Here is a 16,935-nt window from a genome sequence, read left to right as displayed (position 1 = left end):
ACCCCGGGGAGAGCACGGCACGCCGCTCGATGGAGCCCGCAAGGTTCCGCCTAAAAGAAAGCCCGCCACAGGGCACGACCAGGAGACACACGATGACTTCAAGAACCCAAGCCGCTTCCCGGCAGCTGCGCTGCCGCGTCACGCCCATCGCCACGGCGGTCGGGATTGCGCTGCTGTCCCTTTCCAACGCCTATGCGCAGAGCGAGGCCGCGCCGGCGCCATCGGCCGACCAGCCGGTCCAGCCCGCGGCGCAGTCGCCGGCAGGCTCGGCGCTGCCGACGCCGGCCCAGCAAAACGCCGCCAGCCCGGCGGCAACGGTCAAGGTGACCGGCTTCCGCTACGCGATCGAGAAAAGCCTCGACCAGAAACGCGACGCCAACTCGATCGTCGAGGTGGTCACCGCCGAAGACGTCGGCAAGTTCCCGGACAAGAACGTGGCCGACGCGCTGCAGCGCGTGCCGGGCGTGGTCGTCACCCGCAGCGGCGGCGAGGGCAAGAACGTCAGCGTGCGCGGCCTGTCGTCCGACCTGACCCTGACCCAGCTGAACGGCAACTACGTCGCCACCGCCGAATCGAACGGCGATCCGACCCGCTCGTTCAACTACATGCTGATGCCGTCGAATATGCTGGCCAGCGCGGAGCTGTACAAGACGTCCGAGGCGCGCTTCGACGAGGGCGGCATCGGCGGCACCGTGATCCTGCGCACCCGCCGTCCGCTGGACGTCAAGTCGGGTTCCGGCTTCGTCAACGTCGAAGGCACCTGGGCCGACACCACCAAGAAGACCGACCCGCAATATTCGGGCCAGTACGCCTGGCACGACGAGAGCAACCGCTTCGGCGTCCTGGTCGGCTTCACCAAGCAGAAGCGCACCACCCGCACCATGGGCGCCAGCACCGAGAACTGGCAGTGGTATGCCGACGACTACGACGCGCAGCCGCCGGTCGACGTTAACGGCAATCCATCGGGCCTGAATTCGTTCTGGTGGGGCGAGTCGGGTTTCTACGACCAGTCGGGCAAGTACTACAGCAAGTTCGCGATGCCGACCTCGGTCAATATGGACGTGCGCGAGACCGAGCGCGAACGCAAGGGCGGCCAGATCACCCTGCAGTTCAAGCCGCTGCGCAACCTGAACATGACGGCCAACTACTTCCGCTTCGACCTGCAGCAGAACTCCCAGCTGAACCAGCTGAAGGTCCCGGAATGGAATATCGCGCGCTATGACGGCGACGGCAACTGGCCGGGCGGACGCCTGCTCGACGGCCTCACCTTCGACCCGAGCGGCACGGTCGTCACCGGCGCCCAGTACAGCGCGCATCCTGGCAAGGCCTATTACTGCAACAGCGCCCAGGCCGGCGCGGGCGGCCTGGCCAACACCGGCGGCTTCGGTCCGGACGACTGCACCATCCCGACCCCGCAGATCACCGGCAGCTACAGCCGCGAGAAGGCGCTGTCGCAGACCGCCGACTTCGAAGTCGAATGGAAGGGCGATGCGGTCGACGCCAGCTTCAAGGCCGGCCGCACCTGGGCCAAGGGCGGTCCCGAGCTGCAGTTCGGGATGCCGATCAAGCCGCGCGTGCAGAACGCCGACGGCAGCTGGACCCTCGGCAACACCGCGACCTCGTGGGACGTGTCGGGCACGCCGACCATGACCTTCGCGCCGGAACTGATGCAGAACCTGCGCAATGGCATCGGCGAGATCGACCTCGGCTCGACCTCGTCCTCGTGGACCCGCAACAGCACCGAGCAGAATTACGCCCAGACCGACCTGACCTGGCACGCCGACAGCAGCTGGCTCGATTCGATCCAGTTCGGCGCCAAGTACCGCGACGGCGGCACCAGCCGCAGCACCGGCAACAACTACTGGGTGTGCCAGGGCACCGACCCGGGCGACTACGACAACCGCTACCAGAACGGCTGCGACGCCAACGCCAACAAGTTCCGCCCTGAGTTCCTGTACAACGAATCGCTGGGCAACCTGACCAACGGCCTCAAGGCCAGCGCCTTCCCCGGCATTAACTATCCGGCCTACATCGCGTACCTGAACCAGACCTACGGCGACATGCAGACCCGTAACGAGGACAACTTCATCTACAACGTGGACGAGAAGATCACCTCGATGTACCTGCAGGCCAACATCAAGACCGACCGCCTGCGCGGCAACTTCGGCGTGCGCGTGGTGCGCACCAGGCAGCATGCCGATTCGACCGACAAGGTCGACTACTACAACGACTACTTCTTCGACGGTCCTGACGGCACGCCGGCGCCATGCCAGGCCGGCGGCCTGCCGGCGGCCGGCGCGCCCGCGGGTTCGGGCTGCACCAGCGGCTTCACCGTGGTGCCGGACAGCCAGACCAATCCGGCCACCGGCCACGTGTCGACCTATGTGGTCAGCTCGCTCGACCGCAAGTACACCGACGTGCTGCCGAGCCTGAACATCGCGTATGACCTGACCGACACCCTGCTGCTGCGCGCGGCGGCCTCGAAGGTGGTGGCGCGTCCAAGCTACAACGACATCGGCGCGCCGGGCGCACTGAACTACTACAGCCAGGAATACGTCGAGGACCGCCGCCTGATCGGCGGCGGCGACCGCCAGGGCTGGTATGGTTCGGGCAGCAACAAGGACCTGGAACCGTACCAGGCGACCCAGTACGACGTCGGCCTGGAGTGGTACTTCCACCGTGGCTCGGTGCTCGGCATGGGCCTGTTCCGCAAGAATGTGCAGAACTTCGCGGTGCCGGTGGTGCGCGACGTGACCCTGAACATCGGCGGCGACGCGATCGCGGTCCAGAACTACGCGACCAGCGCCGGCGGACGCGATGCGGTGTCGAAGGGGATCGAGCTGTATGGCCAGCACACCTTCGACAACGGTTTCGGCATCCAGGCCAACTACACGTACAACAAGACCAACCAGGCCGCGATCACGCTGGCGGACGGCACCGAGATCGGCACCTCGCCGCTGGTCGGCAGCGCGAAGAACCAGGCCAACCTGACGGTGTTCTACTCGAACGACAAGCTGATGCTGCGCGCCTCGTACAACCGCCGCGGCGAAGTGGTCAACGGCCTGATGAACGGCTTGAACGTGTACGAGGAACCGTACAGCCAGGTCGACCTGAACGCTTCCTACAACTTCACGCCGGAGCTGAGCCTGACGGCGTCGGTGCTGAACCTGACCGAGGAAGAGTCGCGCTCGCACCTGGGTAACGACACCAAGCAGCGCTTCTACTCCAACAACTACGCCGGCCGTGTCGCGTACATGGGCCTGAACTACAAGTTCTGAGCCCCGTTCCGTCCTCCCCGCGCCGCTCGGCCCGGGGAGGATTTTCTCATTCTGGACAAGCCATGAACATGCACGAACATGCCCGCGCTGCCGGGCCTTGGCCGGGGCGGTGGAGCGCGCGCTTTGTGTCGGGATTGATCCTGGCCCTGGCCGCGGGCATGGCGGCGACGCCGGCTGCGGCCTCCCGGCTCGTGATCGACAAGGATTGGACCTTCCGTTTGCTGCCCGGCCATGCCCAGGGCAACACCCATGTGGAAGCGCTGCCGTCGCGCGCCGCGACCGTCCCGGGCACCGTGCATACCGACCTGCTCGCGCACGGCGTGATCCCGGACCCTTATGTCGGCGCGCCCGAAGGCGGCCTGCAGTGGATCGGCCTGGCCGACTGGGAATACCGCACCAGCTTCGACGTCCCGGCCGCCACCGTGCGCGCCGCGCGCAGCGACCTGGTGTTCGCGGGCCTCGACACCTTCGCCGAGGTCTGGCTCAACGGCGTCAGGTTGTTCGAGGCCGACAATGCCTTCCGCACCTGGCGCGTGCCGGTCGAGGGCCGGCTGCGCGCGGAGGGCAACATCCTGCGCGTCGTGCTGCGCTCGCCGATCGCGAAGATGCTGCCGCAGGTGGCCGCGATGCCGCACAAGATCGCCGGCAACTATCCGTCTCCGTACGGCGACGAGCCGCAGGACGCCATGACCGGAAACTTCGTGCGCAAGCCAGGCTACTACTACGGCTGGGACTGGGGTCCGCGCTACGTCAGCGCCGGGATCACGAAACCGGTGGTGCTGCAAAGCTGGGATGTGGTGCGCATCGACGACCTGCAGCTGCGGCAGGACCGCGTGGATGCCGCGCGCGCCGAGGTCAGCGCGATCGCCGCGCTCGACGTCGTGCGCGCCAAACGCGCCGAGTTGCGCCTGTGGCAGACGGCCCCCGACGGCAAGCGCACACTGGCCGCTTCCAGGCGCGTCGACCTGGCCGCCGGCGCCAACCGGATCGCGCTGCCGGTGCGGGTCGATTATCCGCAGCGCTGGTTCCCCAACGGGTATGGCGCGCAGCCGCTGTACCGCTACGAGCTCGAGGTCCGCGACGGCAGGGAGACCCTGGCCACGCATGCCGCGCGCACCGGCCTGCGCAGCGTCGAGCTGCGGCGCGACCCGGATGCGCGCGGCAGCAGCTTCCACTTCGTCGTCAACGGCATCCCGGTGTTCGCCAAGGGCGCCAACTCCATCCCCTTCGACATGTTCCAGCCGCGCGTGAGCCGCGAACAGCTGCGCCGCGTGCTTGAGTCGGCCAGGAACGCCAATATGAACATGCTGCGCAGCTGGGGCGGCGGTTATTACGAGGGCGAGGATTACTACGACCTGGCCGACGAGCTGGGATTGATGGTGTGGCAGGACTTCATGTTCGGCGGCGGCATGCAGCCGGCCTACGACGAGGCCTTCCGCGCCAGCGTGGTGCACGAGGCGCGCGACCAGGTGCGGCGCCTGCGCAACCGCCCCAGCGTCGTCCTCTGGTGCGGCAATAACGAGGAAGAGATCGCGTGGAAGTACTGGGGCCACCGCAAGACCCTGGAAAAGGCCGACCCGGCGTTCGCCGACCGGGTGTGGAAGGGCTATGTGCAGCTGTTCGGCGTCGACCTGCGCAAGGTGGTGGAGCAAGAGGGCGGCGGCATCGGCTACTGGTCCAGCTCTCCCGGCAACGACCTGCAGGAAGTCGCCAACACCCCGGCCGCCGGCGACATGCACTACTGGGAAGTGTGGGGCAATCCGGCCCATCCGGTGTCGACCTACTTGGACGTCACGCCGCGCTTCATGTCCGAGTACGGCCTGCAGGCCTGGCCGGACCAGCGCACCATCGACGCTTTTGCCCGCCGTGACCAGCAGCGCATCGACCATCCGGTGATCGAGGCGCACCAGAAGTTCATGGCCGGCAAGGGCAATGCGCGCCTGCTGAAATACGTGCGCGACGAATTCGGCGAACCGGCCGATTTTGCGGGCTTCGCCTACCTGAGCCAGGCGATGCAGGCCGAGGGCATCGAACTGGCCGCGCTGCACCACCGGCGCAGCCGTCCGAACACGATGGGTTCGCTGTACTGGCAACTCAACGACGTGTGGCCGGGGGCGTCATGGTCGGGCATCGACTGGTTCGGCCGGCCCAAGGCGCTGCAGTTCCATGCGCGGCGCTTCTTCGCGCCGGTCGCGCTGGCGGCGCTGCGCGACGCCGCCGGCAATACGAAAGTCAGCCTGCTCAACGACCGCACGCACGCCGTGCAAGGCGAACTGCGCACACGCGTCATGACATTGGACGGCAAGCTGCTGCGCGACGAGCGCAAGGCGGTCGAGATCGCGCCGCTGTCGGCGTTCGAGGCAGCTGGCTACGTCGACGCCGACCTGCTCGGCGGCGCGGATCCGGCGTCCACCGTCGCCGTGTTCGAGTTGCACGCTGAAGGTGAAGCGCCATCACGCGGCGTCGTGTACTTCAAGCCGGCGAAGGAGATCACCTGGCATCAGGCCGGTCTGCGCGCCGAACTGCGCCGCGACGGCGATGGCTACGTCGTCGAGATCGAGGCCGCCCGGCTCGCACGCGCGGTCTCGATCGATTTCGGCGCGCTGGACGCCGAGCTGTCGGACAACGCCCTGACGGTGCTGCCGGGCGAGCGCGTCCAGCTGCGCTTGAACTCCACCGCCAATGAAGACGCCCTGCGCGCCGCCATGAACATCCGCTCGCTGTCTGACGCCGTGCGGGCCATTACAACAACACCATAGGAGACCGTCTTTACATGAAGAAGACGCACACCATATCCGCTGCTGTGACTCTGCTGCTGGCGGCCAGCGCTGCCGGCGCCGCCGAGCCCCGCTTCTCGACTTCCTTCGAATCCGGCCAGCCGGCGCCGGCCACGTTGACGGGCGAGGGCGTGAAGGTGGCGCTGGGCGCCGGCCCGGAACGCCCGTACGCCGCCAGGAAGAAGGCCGGCTATACCGGCGCCCAGGCCTTGCACTACCATGCCGAAGGCCAGGGCGGCCGCCTGCAGCTGTACGCGATCGATATCGAGGTCAAGCCCGATACCGTGCTGTCGTGGATGGTCTTGCCCGAGATCGTCGACGGCGACATCGACACGTCGACCCACGTCTCGCTCGACCTGGTGCTGGATGACGGCCGCCGCGTGTCGAGCCTCGACTTGCGCGATCACCATGGCGTGCGCCTGGGCGCCAGCGCCCAGGGCCAGTCGAAGACCTTGTATCCGCAGCAATGGGCGCACAAGGCGGTACGGCTGGGCAGCCTGAAAGGACGCCGCATCAAGGCGATCGAACTGGAGCTGCGCCCCACCGCCAAGGGCGGCGCCAGCGGCTGGATCGACGACGTCGCGGTGGGTGAACAGGCAATCGCGCAGGTCGCGCGCCTGTCCGACCACGTGCTGACCACGCGCGGCACCCAGGCCAACGGCACTTTCTCGCGCGGTAACAACATCCCGGCCGCCGCCGTGCCGCACGGCTTCAATTTCTGGACCCCGGCCACCGACGCCGGCACCCTGAGCTGGCTGTATCGCTGGAACGAGCAGAACGACGCGAATAATCGCCCGCGCCTGCAGGCGTTGTCGCTCAGCCACCAGCCCAGCCCGTGGATGGCCGACCGCCAGACCTTCCAGATCATGCCCTCGGCCGCACAGGGCCGTCCCGACGCCGACCGCCAGCGCCGCGCGCTGCCGTTCGCGCACGACGGGGAACTCGCGCGTCCCTACACCTACCGCGTCGATTTCGACAACGGCATCCGCGCCGAGCTGGCGCCGACCTCGCGCGCCGCGATCTTCCGTTTCCGCTTCCCGGAGAACGGCGACGCCAACCTGCTGTTCGATAACGTCGACGACCGCGGCGGCTTAACCCTGGACGCGGCGACCCAGACCCTGCGCGGCTATACCGACACCCGCAGCGGCCTGTCGAACGGCGCCACGCGCATGTTCGTGTTCGCGCGCTTCGACCAGCGCTGGCAGGACAGCGGCGCGATCGAGACCGGCCGTCCGACCGGTTTCATCAAGTTCGCGGCGGACAAGGGCGAGGTGCGGATGCGCATCGCCACCTCGCTGATCTCGGTCGAGCAGGCGCAGCGCAACCTGGACCTGGAGATCGGCGACGCCGGCTTCGATGCCGTGCGCGAACGCGCGCAGGCGGCGTGGGATGCGGAACTGGGCCGGGTCAAGGTCGATGGCGCCAGCGAAGACCAGCTGACCACCGTCTATTCGAACCTGTATCGCCTGTTCCTGTATCCGAACGTCGCCCACGAGAACGTCGGCACCGCCGCCAAGCCCGACTGGCGCCACGCCGACCAGAGCGGCTGGTCGAAGGACAAGACCGGCGGCGATGCGCTGCGCACGTCGGCGCCGGTGGTTCCCGGCCAGGTCTATGTCAACAACGGCTTCTGGGACACCTTCCGCACCACCTGGCCGGCGTATGCGCTGTTTGCGCCGAAGCGCGCCGGCGAGATGGTCGACGGCTTCCTGCAGCAGTACCGCGACGGCGGCTGGGTGGCGCGCTGGTCGTCGCCGGGCTACGCCGACCTGATGGTCGGCACCAGCTCCGACGTGGCCTTCACCGACGCCTGGCTCAAGGGCGTGCGCGGCTTCGACGCGCACCAGGCCTACGAGGCGGCGCTGAAGAACGCGACCGCCGTCCCGCCGGTCTCGAACGTCGGCCGCAAGGGCCTGGCGCAGTCGATGTACCGCGGCTATGCCGACACCTCGGTCCACGAAGGCATGTCGTGGACGCTGGAAGGCGCGCTGAACGATTTCGGCCTGGCGCAGCTGGCCGCCGCCCTGGGCGCTGAAGAAGGCGAGGGTGGCAACGACAGCGCGCGCGGCCGCCGCTACCGCGAGGAGGCCGCCTACTTCCGCGCCCGGGCCGCCGATTATCCCCATGTCTACGACCCGGCGACCAGGTTCTTCCGCGGCCGCGACGCCAAGGGCGGGTGGCGCGTGCCGGCGAAGGACTTCGATCCGCGCCGCTGGGGCGGCGATTACACCGAGGCCAACGCCTGGACCTTCGCCTTCACCGCGCCGCACGACGCGGAAGGGCTGGCGAGCCTGATGGGCGGCCGCCAGGTGCTGGCCAGCCGTCTCGACGAATTCTTCGCCACGCAAGAGACGGCGGAAGCGAAGTATTCCGGCAGCTACCGCCAGGTGATCCACGAGATGACCGAGGCGCGCGACGTCCGCATGGGCATGTACGCCCACAGTAACCAGCCTGCCCACCACATCCCCTGGATGTACGTCGCCGCCGGCCAGCCGTGGAAGACGCAGCAGATCACCCGCGAGATCATGCGCCGCCTGTACCTCGGCAGCGAGATCGGCCAGGGCTATGCGGGCGACGAGGACAATGGCGAGATGTCGGCCTGGTACACCTTCGCCATGCTGGGCATGTATCCGCTGCGGATGGGCTCTCCCGAGTACGTGATCGGCTCGCCGGCCTTCGCGCGCAGCGAGGTCACGCTCGAGAACGGCCGCACGCTCACCGTGATCGCCCATGGCAACAGCCAGGACAACGTCTACGTGCAGTCGCTGAAGGTCAACGGCAAGCCGTGGAACCAGCCCTGGATCCGCCACGCCGACATCGCCGCCGGCGCTACGCTGGAGTTCGCGATGGGCAGCAAGCCCTCGACCTGGGGCAGCGATCCGGACACCTTGCCGGCATCGATGACCGCCGCCGGGCAGCGTCCCGCCGGCCTGGTCGACCGCGGCAAGGGCGCCACTGTCACGCTGGATGGCAAGCGTGTCGACGCCGCGCTGGTCGACGACGATGCGATGACGGCCACGGAAGTCCCGGCCAGGGCCGCCATCGGCTTCGCTTTCGCCAAGCCGACGACGATCAGCCACTACACCATCACCGGCGGCAAGGCGGCGCTGGGCAAGGTGACGTGGACGCTCGAAGGGCGCGACGGCAAGGGCGCGTGGGTGGCGCTGGACGCACGCGAGGACGAGGTGTTTGCCTGGGAGCGCCAGCTGCGGCCGTTCGGCATCGCCAAGCCGGGCGCCTACCGCGAGTATCGCCTGCGCTTCGCCCAGGGCGCGACGTTCGAGCTGGCCGAGCTGGAGCTGCTGCAGGCCGGCGCGGTGGCGGCGCCGAAATAAGGATGCGCGACGAGGCAGGTAAATACCCGTGTTTACAGTGAGCAACCGTTGTTTACTAAAAAAAGCTAAAACACACCGTGTGCTACCTGCCTTTGTTGACGCTGCCGAAACGCGGCTGCTATAAATTCAAGTACAAGACGCGACAACAAGCGTTTATTAAACCAATCAATGGAGACGATCATGTATATGGTCACGCAGATGAGTCCGATGGCGGGACGGAGGGCTGCGCCGTGAGCCAGGTCACGCTGCGCGACATCGCGAGCGAGACCGGGCTGTCGATCGGCACCGTCTCGCGCGCGCTCAAGAACCAGGGCGGCATGACCGAGGCGACCCGCGGCGTGGTGCGCGAGGCCGCCATCCGCCTGGGCTACGATTTCTCCCTGCTGAAGAAGGGCCGCATCCGCCGCATCGCCTTCCTGCTGCACAGCCAGCACAACACGCTCACCTCCAGTCCGTTCTTCACGCCGGTGCTGCACGGCGCCGAGGAAGCCTGCCGGCGCGAGGGCATCGCGCTGTCGCTGATCGTGGTCGGCCCGGCCGAGCCGGTGCTGGAACAGATCCGCCTGCACCAGCCCGACGCGATCCTGTGCGCCGGCTTCTTCGAGCCCGAAGTCCTGAGCGCGCTGCGGCAGACCGGCAAGCCGATGGTGCTGGTGGACATGCACCGGCGCGGCTTCACCTCGATCAATCCGGACAATATGAGCGGCGGCTACCTCGCCACCCAGCACCTGCTGCGCTGCGGCCGCAAGCGCATCGCCATGCTGTCCGGCTCCCTGGCCCACTACAGCATCCAGCAGCGCAACCGGGGCTTCCGGCAGGCGCTGTTCGACGCCAAGGTGCATGCCGATCCCAGCCTGGAAGTCATCGTGCCCACCATGGGCGAGGGCGAGGAGGGCGTGATCGAGGCGATGCGCAGCCTGCTGGCCCTGCCGAAACGCCCGGACGCGCTGTTCTGCTACAACGACAGCACCGCCCTGGTCGCCATGAAGACCTGCCTGGCCGAAGGGCTCAAGATCCCCTACGACCTCGCGATCGTCGGTTTCGACGATATCGCCGCCTCGGCCGCCGCCATCCCACCGCTGTCCACCGTCCATGTGGACAAGGAAGCGCTGGGGCGGACCGGAGTCGACTCCCTGCTGCACAAACCCGACGAAAACCCATCCCAGATAACCCTGCCAGTCGAGATGATCGTGCGCGAGAGCAGCTACGACGACTAGCGCACACCACCCCTAGCCACCATGACCACTTTCCCGAACTTTCGCAGCCCGGACGTGCTGCTCGACCACGCGCGCCACACGATGCGCTTCTACCACCCGCGCGCGATCGATCCCGCCGGCGGCATGTACCACTATTTCAAGGACGATGGCGAGGTCTACGACGCAAGCCACCGTCACCTGGTCAGCAGCACTCGCTTCGTGTTCACCTATGCCATGGCTTACCGCCACTTCGAGGATCCGGCCTATCGCGAAGGCCTGGAGCACGCGGTGCGCTTCCTGCGCGAGGCGCACCGCGCGCCGGATGGCGACGGCTATGCCTGGATGCTGGACGGCCGCGCGATCGAGGACGGCACCCAGCACGCGTATGGCGAGGCCTTCGTGCTGCTGGCCTATGCGCATGCGACGATGGCCGGCATGGAGGAAGCGCGGCCCTGGATCGGCGAAGCCTTCGACCTGATGGAAAAGCGCTTCTGGAACGCGGCGGATGGGCTGTATGCCGACGAGGCGAGCCAGGACTGGAGGGAGCTGTCGACCTACCGCGGCCAGAACGCGAACATGCACGCCTGCGAGGCGCTGCTGGCGGCGCATGCCGCGACCGGCGAGCGGCGCTACATCGAGCGCGCGTACACGGTGGCCTACAACGTCACCCAGCGCCAGGCCGAGCGCTGCGGTGGCCTGATCTGGGAACACTACGACACGCACTGGCAACCCGACTGGAAGTTCAATATCGACGACCCGGAAAACCTGTTCCGTCCCTGGGGCTACCAGCCGGGCCATTTCACGGAGTGGGCCAAGCTGCTGTTGCAGCTGGAAGCGCGCGGCAAGGACGTGCTGGAGCACGACCTGGGCTGGCTGCTGCCGACCGCCGAAATGCTGTTCAAGGTGGCGGTGCAGAAGGGCTGGGATCCGGAACATGGCGGCCTGTGCTACTCGCTGGCGCCGGACCTGAGCGTGTGCGACTTCCACAAGTATTTCTGGGTCCAGGCCGAGAGCGCCGCGGCGGCGGCCATGCTGGCCGCGCGCACCGGCAATGCCGACTACTGGACCTGGTACGACCGCCTGTGGCAATACAGCTGGACCCATTTCGTCGACCACGAGCACGGCGCCTGGTACCGCATCCTCGACCGCGAGAACCGCAAGCTCAGCGACGAGAAGAGCCCGGCCGGCAAGGTCGACTACCACACCATGGGCGCCGTCTACGACATCGTGGCGGTGCTGAAGGGCGGCGCGCGTGCTTAATCCTCCCCGCATGCTGTGCGCCGGCGAGGCGCTGACCGACATGATCCACCAGGGCGACGAACAGTGGGTGAGCCGCGTGGGCGGCTCGACCTGGAACGTGGCGCGCGCGCTGGCGGCGCTGGGCGAACCGACCGCCTTCGCCGGCGCCATCAGCCTGGACAGCTTCGGCGACGCGCTGTGGAGCGCGAGCGAAGCCGTCGGCCTGGACACGCGGCTGCTGCAGCGGGTCGACCGTTCGCCGCTGCTGGCCGTGGTGGAACAGGGCGAGCCGCCGCGCTACTTCTTCATCGGTGACGACTCCGCCGACCTGCACTTCGAGCCGGCGCTGTTCCCGGCCGGCTGGGCCGAGGGCCTGCGCTGGGCCCACTTCGGCGGCATCAGCCTGGCGCGCGAGCCGCTTGCCTCCAAGCTGACCGCGCTGGCGCGTGAGCTCAAGGCGCAGGGCGTGGCGATCAGCTACGACCCCAACTACCGCAACCTGATGGACGAGCGCTATGCGCCGACCCTGGCGGCGATGGCCTCGATCGCCGACCTGGTGAAAGTGTCGGACGACGACTTGCGCGGCCTGTTCCCCGGCGTCGCGCTGGACGAAGCGCTGGCGCGCCTGCGCGCCTTCAATCCGGCGGCGTATTGCCTGCTGACGCGCGGCGGTGAGGGCGCGAGCCTGTTTCACGGCGCCGAGCGCTGCGATGCGCGGGCGCCGAAAGTCACGGTGGTGGACACGGTCGGCGCCGGCGACGCCAGCGCCGCCGGCCTCTTGACCAGCCTGACGCGCCACCCGCAGCGCCGCCTGCAATCGCACCTGCACGCGGCGCTGGCCGCCGGTTCCGCCGCCTGCCTGCAGGCCGGCGCCACGCCGCCGCCGCCCGCGGCCATGCAACAACTATTCGAACAGCTCGAAGGAGACGCAGCGCGATGAATCAAGCCCGCACCAACCCGTTCCAGCCCGCGATCCGAGGAATCTGCTTCGCACTGGCCGCCTGCCTGCTGCCGCTGTCCGCGCTTGACGCGACCGCGGCGGGCGCAGCAGCCAAGGCGACGATCGCGGCCGGCGCCATGCCGGTCAACACCTTCATCGGCACCCAGGACGAAGGCAATACCTTCCCCGGCGCCTCGGCCCCCTTCGGCATGATCCAGGTCAGCCCGATCGCCGACCACTACGCCGGCTACCGCTACACCGACAAGAAGATCCGCGGCTTCGGCCACTCCTTCATTTCCGGCGCCGGCTGCTGGGAGCAGGGCGGACAGCTGTCGGTGCTGCCGGTGACGGGCGCCATCGGCCCCGGCGGCGACTTCGACACCAGCAAGAAGGGCGCGTTCGACCACAAGAAATACGCCGCCGACTACACGCATGACGGCGAAGTCGGCGAGGCCGGCTACTACAAGGTCAAGCTGACCAGCTATGGCGGCATCACGGCCGAGGCCACCGCGCTGACGCGCGCCGCCGCCGAGCGCTATACCTACGCGCCGGGGACCAAGACCGGCCACGTGCTGCTCAACCTCGGCCAGGCCAACGAGCGCCATTCCGTCATCGGCAGCGAAGTGAAGATCGTGGGCGACCGCAGCGTCGAGGGCCGGATCGTCACCCGCAGCTTCTGCGGCGGCGCCAAGTACACGACCTGGTTCCGCATGGAGTTCGACCAGCCCTTCGCCAGGCGCGGCATCTGGGACGACCGCGCCGGCTGGCCGGACGTCGACGGCCCGAGCCAGCAGGGCGAGGCCAAGCCGCACGGCGTGTGGCTGAGCTTTGACCTCGAGGCTGGCCAGGCGGTGACCGCGGTCAGCGCGATCTCGCACGTCGACGCCGAAGGGGCCCGCATCAACCTGAAGGCCGAGGGCATGGAAGGCGGCAAGCCAATGAGCTTCGACGCCATGAAGGCCAAAGCGCAAGCGAACTGGCAGCGCGAGCTGGCCAGCGTGCGCATCGAGGGCGGCAACAAGGACGACCGTACCGTGTTCTATACCGCGCTCTACCACACCCTGCTGCAGCCGCTGACCGGCAACGACGCCGATGGCCGCTACCGCGGCTACGACGACGCGATCCACACGGCGAAGGACTGGACCTATTACGAATTCTTCTCGCTGTGGGACACCTACCGCGCCCAGAACCAGATGCTGGCGCTGCTGCGCCCGGAACGCGCGAGCGACATCGCGACCTCGGTGCTCAGGATCCGCGAACAGGGCGGCTGGCTGCCGCGCTGGGGCTATGCCAACTTCGAGACCAACATCATGACCGGCGACCCGGTGACGCCGTTCCTGGTCGACCTGTGGCGCTTCGGCGCATTGAAGGGGCGCGAGGCCGAGGCCTATGCCGCGCTGCGCGAGAACGCCTTCGGCGTGCCGGCCCACGGCATCCGTCCGCAAGGCCGTTCGGGCAACCCGAGCTACCTCAAGCAAGGCTTTGTGCAGTACGACCGCAGCTTCGTCTCGAAGGGCATGGACACCGACCCGCACCACGGCGCGTCGGCGACGCTCGAATACGCGGCGGCCGACGGCGCGCTGGCCGGCATGGCCCAGGCGCTCGGCCATCCAGATGATGCGAAGGCGCTGGCGCAGCGCGCCCTGAACTGGAAGGCGATCTGGGACCCGAGCGTGGTCGACGCCGAGACCGGCCAGAAAGGTTTCCCGCGTCCGCGCCTGCTGGACGGCAGCTGGTTCGGCGACGTCGGCAGCGGCTACGATCCGCGCGGCGACCACGGCTTCCATGAAGGCACGGCGTGGCAATACCAGTGGCTGGTGCCACAGGACGTGCCGGGCCTGGCCGCCGCGATGGGCGGCGTAGCGCCGGCGCTGGGTCGCCTGGACCAGTTCTTCGACTATCCGGCCGTGCTGGCGGACCCGAACGCGGTGCGCAAGTCGTGGGTGGTGGGGCCGTACAGCTACTACGCCCAGTTCCGCTACAACCCGAACAACGAGCCCGACCTGCACGCGCCATGGATGTACACCCTGATGGGCCAGCCGTGGAAGACCACCACCGTGGTGCGCGCGGCCGAGACGCTGTTCACCAACGGTCCCGGCGGCGTGACCGGCAACGACGACCTGGGCACGATGTCGTCCTGGTACCTGTTCAGCGCGCTGGGCATCTACCCGGACATGCCGGGCAGCGGCCGCTTCCTGCTGCATGCGCCGCGCTTCGCCAGGGCCGAGATCGACCTGCCGCAAGGCCGCATCCTGCGCATCGAGGCGCCGGGCGCCAGGCCGGGCGAGCGCCGCTTCGTCAAGTCGGTGAACCATGGCGGCCGCGCGGTCGAGCGCGTGTGGCTGGACTGGGAACAGCTGCAGTCGGGCGGCGCCCTGAAGTACCAGCTGACGACCCAGCCGGACACGCAAGGCTGGGGCACGCGCGGGCGTGACCTGCCGCGCCCGCCGGCCGGCCTGGCGCACTAAGCGCCGCATAAAAAAACGATATCAGGAGACAGCATGGCCAATATGCCATACAAGGCGGCGCCTGCCGCCCACAACGGGGGCGCGGCGACGCAGCTCGACAGCAATACGAGCGCGCTCGTCATCGTGACGATCCTGTTCTTCATGTGGGGCCTGATCACGTCGCTCAACGACGTCCTGATCCCGCACCTGAAGGCGGTGTATACCCTGACCTATGTGCAGGCCATGCTGGTGCAGTTCTGCTTCTTCGGGGCGTATGCCATCGTGTCGCTGCCGGCCGGCGCGTTGATCCGCCGCATCGGCTACCAGAAGGGGGCGGTGGCCGGCCTGCTGGTGGCCGCCGCCGGCTGCACGCTGTTCTATCCGGCCTCGTTCGGCGGTTATGGCCTGTTCCTGCTGGCGCTGTTCGTGCTGGCCTCGGGCATCACGGTGCTGCAGGTGGCGGCCAATCCCTACGTCGCGGTGCTCGGCCCGGCGCGCACGGCCTCGAGCCGCCTGACCCTGACCCAGGCCTTCAATTCGCTCGGCACCACGATCGGGCCGGCCGTCGGCGGCCTCTTGATCCTGTCGGCCGCGGGGGCGGTCGCAGTGGCGGGAACCGATGCCGCGGCCGAAGCGGCATCGGTGCGCGGCCCCTACCTGGTGCTGGCCGGCGTGCTGGTCGCGCTGGCGGTGCTGTTCCGGCTGGCGCGCCTGCCGGCGATCGCCGACAGCGACGACGCGCCGCTGGCGGGAGAAAGCCAAGGATCGGCGCTGGCGTACCGCCACCTGGTGCTGGGCGCGATCGGCATCTTCCTGTACGTGGGGGCGGAAGTGAGCATCGGCAGCTTCCTGATCAACTTCATCGGCGAGCCGCACATCGCCGGCCTGTCGCATGCCGACGCCGCCCACTACGTCAGCATCTACTGGGGCGGGGCGATGGTGGGGCGCTTCATCGGCTTCGCCGTGATGCGCGTCGTCAGCCCCGGCAAGACGCTGGCCTTCAACTCGCTGGCGGCGATCGCGCTGGTGCTGGTAGGGACGTTTGCCCAGGGCGGCCTGGCGATGTGGGCGATCCTGGCCGTCGGCCTGTGCAATTCCATCATGTTCCCGACCATCTTCAGCATGGCGCTGCATGGGCTGGGCCGGCATACGGGCCAGGCGTCGGGGATCCTGTGCATGGCGATCGTGGGTGGCGCGCTGGTGCCGTTCGCGCAAGGAGCGCTGGCGGATGCCTTCAATGTGCAGGTGTCGTTCCTGCTGCCGGCGGCATGCTATGGCTTCGTCCTGTATTTCGGCGCGAGGTACGCGTCGATGTACACGGCTAAATAAACATTCAGCCGTGCCGGTTGCCGACTGCTAGTCGACGATCGGCACGACGATGTCGTTCCTCGGGATGGCGACCCATTTGCCCTTGATCTCGATCCAGGCTTCTTCGTAGTCCAGCCGTATCCGGACCTTGCTGCCGGGGCAACCCGCTCCGGCATTCAGGACGGCCTCGGTCTTGCGGCCCTTGACACCCGTGAGCGTGCCGAATTCCGGCTTGCCGTCGGTGAAGCACTGAAAGAAGAATTGCTGACCCTCCGCCGTCGCCGTCACGATCAGGTTGAACATGCCGTCCGGCGACGCGCTGCGGGCGCTGCTGAACGTCCCCGAGACCGGCGGGTCGGAGGCCTGGGCCAGGGACGACATGAACAATATGAGCAATCCCAGCTGTTTCATGCGT

9 protein-coding genes are annotated in these 16,935 nt (G+C 68.0%); 8 read left to right on the top strand and 1 reads right to left on the bottom strand.

Annotation, left to right across the window (positions count from 1 at the left end; all coding sequences use genetic code 11):
- Positions 1–92: 92 nt before the first annotated feature.
- The 8 genes from ABIB42_RS23545 to ABIB42_RS23510 all read left to right on the top strand — a co-directional run bounded on the left by ABIB42_RS23545 (position 93) and on the right by ABIB42_RS23510 (position 16,541).
- Positions 93–3,278, top strand: coding sequence for a TonB-dependent receptor (locus ABIB42_RS23545; RefSeq protein ID WP_005667100.1), 3,186 nt, complete (start codon positions 93–95; stop codon positions 3,276–3,278).
- A gap of 125 nt (positions 3,279–3,403) precedes the next feature.
- The gene (locus ABIB42_RS23540; protein ID WP_429249065.1) at positions 3,404–6,037 is read left to right on the top strand and encodes a beta-mannosidase; all 2,634 of its coding nucleotides are present in this window, start codon (positions 3,404–3,406) and stop codon (positions 6,035–6,037) included.
- Positions 6,038–6,051: 14 nt separating this feature from the next.
- Positions 6,052–9,390, top strand: a complete 3,339-nt coding sequence (locus tag ABIB42_RS23535; RefSeq protein ID WP_429249064.1) for a GH92 family glycosyl hydrolase — start codon at positions 6,052–6,054, stop codon at positions 9,388–9,390.
- A gap of 230 nt (positions 9,391–9,620) precedes the next feature.
- On the top strand, positions 9,621–10,607 hold the full coding sequence (locus ABIB42_RS23530) for a LacI family DNA-binding transcriptional regulator (RefSeq protein ID WP_040776233.1): 987 nt from the start codon (positions 9,621–9,623) through the stop codon (positions 10,605–10,607).
- 21 nt (positions 10,608–10,628) lie between these two features.
- Positions 10,629–11,846: an AGE family epimerase/isomerase gene (locus ABIB42_RS23525; RefSeq protein WP_005667108.1), complete on the top strand. Its 1,218-nt coding sequence runs from the start codon at positions 10,629–10,631 to the stop codon at positions 11,844–11,846.
- A 10-nt stretch (positions 11,847–11,856) separates the two neighbouring features.
- The gene (locus ABIB42_RS23520) at positions 11,857–12,765 is read left to right on the top strand and encodes a carbohydrate kinase family protein (RefSeq protein ID WP_005667110.1); all 909 of its coding nucleotides are present in this window, start codon (positions 11,857–11,859) and stop codon (positions 12,763–12,765) included.
- Positions 12,762–15,233 (top strand): GH92 family glycosyl hydrolase, encoded by a 2,472-nt coding sequence (locus tag ABIB42_RS23515; protein WP_429249063.1) that lies wholly within the window; start codon positions 12,762–12,764, stop codon positions 15,231–15,233. The genes ABIB42_RS23520 and ABIB42_RS23515 overlap by 4 nt, the downstream gene beginning before the upstream one ends.
- A 42-nt stretch (positions 15,234–15,275) precedes the next feature.
- Positions 15,276–16,541, top strand: a complete 1,266-nt coding sequence (locus ABIB42_RS23510; RefSeq protein WP_218918206.1) for a sugar MFS transporter — start codon at positions 15,276–15,278, stop codon at positions 16,539–16,541.
- 27 nt (positions 16,542–16,568) lie between these two features.
- On the opposite strand, the gene ABIB42_RS23505 is transcribed toward ABIB42_RS23510, so the two are convergent.
- Positions 16,569–16,931 (bottom strand): hypothetical protein, encoded by a 363-nt coding sequence (locus ABIB42_RS23505; protein ID WP_005667116.1) that lies wholly within the window; start codon positions 16,929–16,931, stop codon positions 16,569–16,571.
- Between the last annotated feature and the right edge of the window lie 4 nt (positions 16,932–16,935).

Source organism: Massilia sp. UYP32, assembly GCF_050434365.1.
GTDB classification, from domain to species: Bacteria; Pseudomonadota; Gammaproteobacteria; order Burkholderiales; family Burkholderiaceae_D; genus Telluria; species Telluria timonae.
The sequence above is the reverse complement of the archived record's forward strand: the minus strand, read 5'-3'. Positions and strand labels throughout refer to the sequence as shown.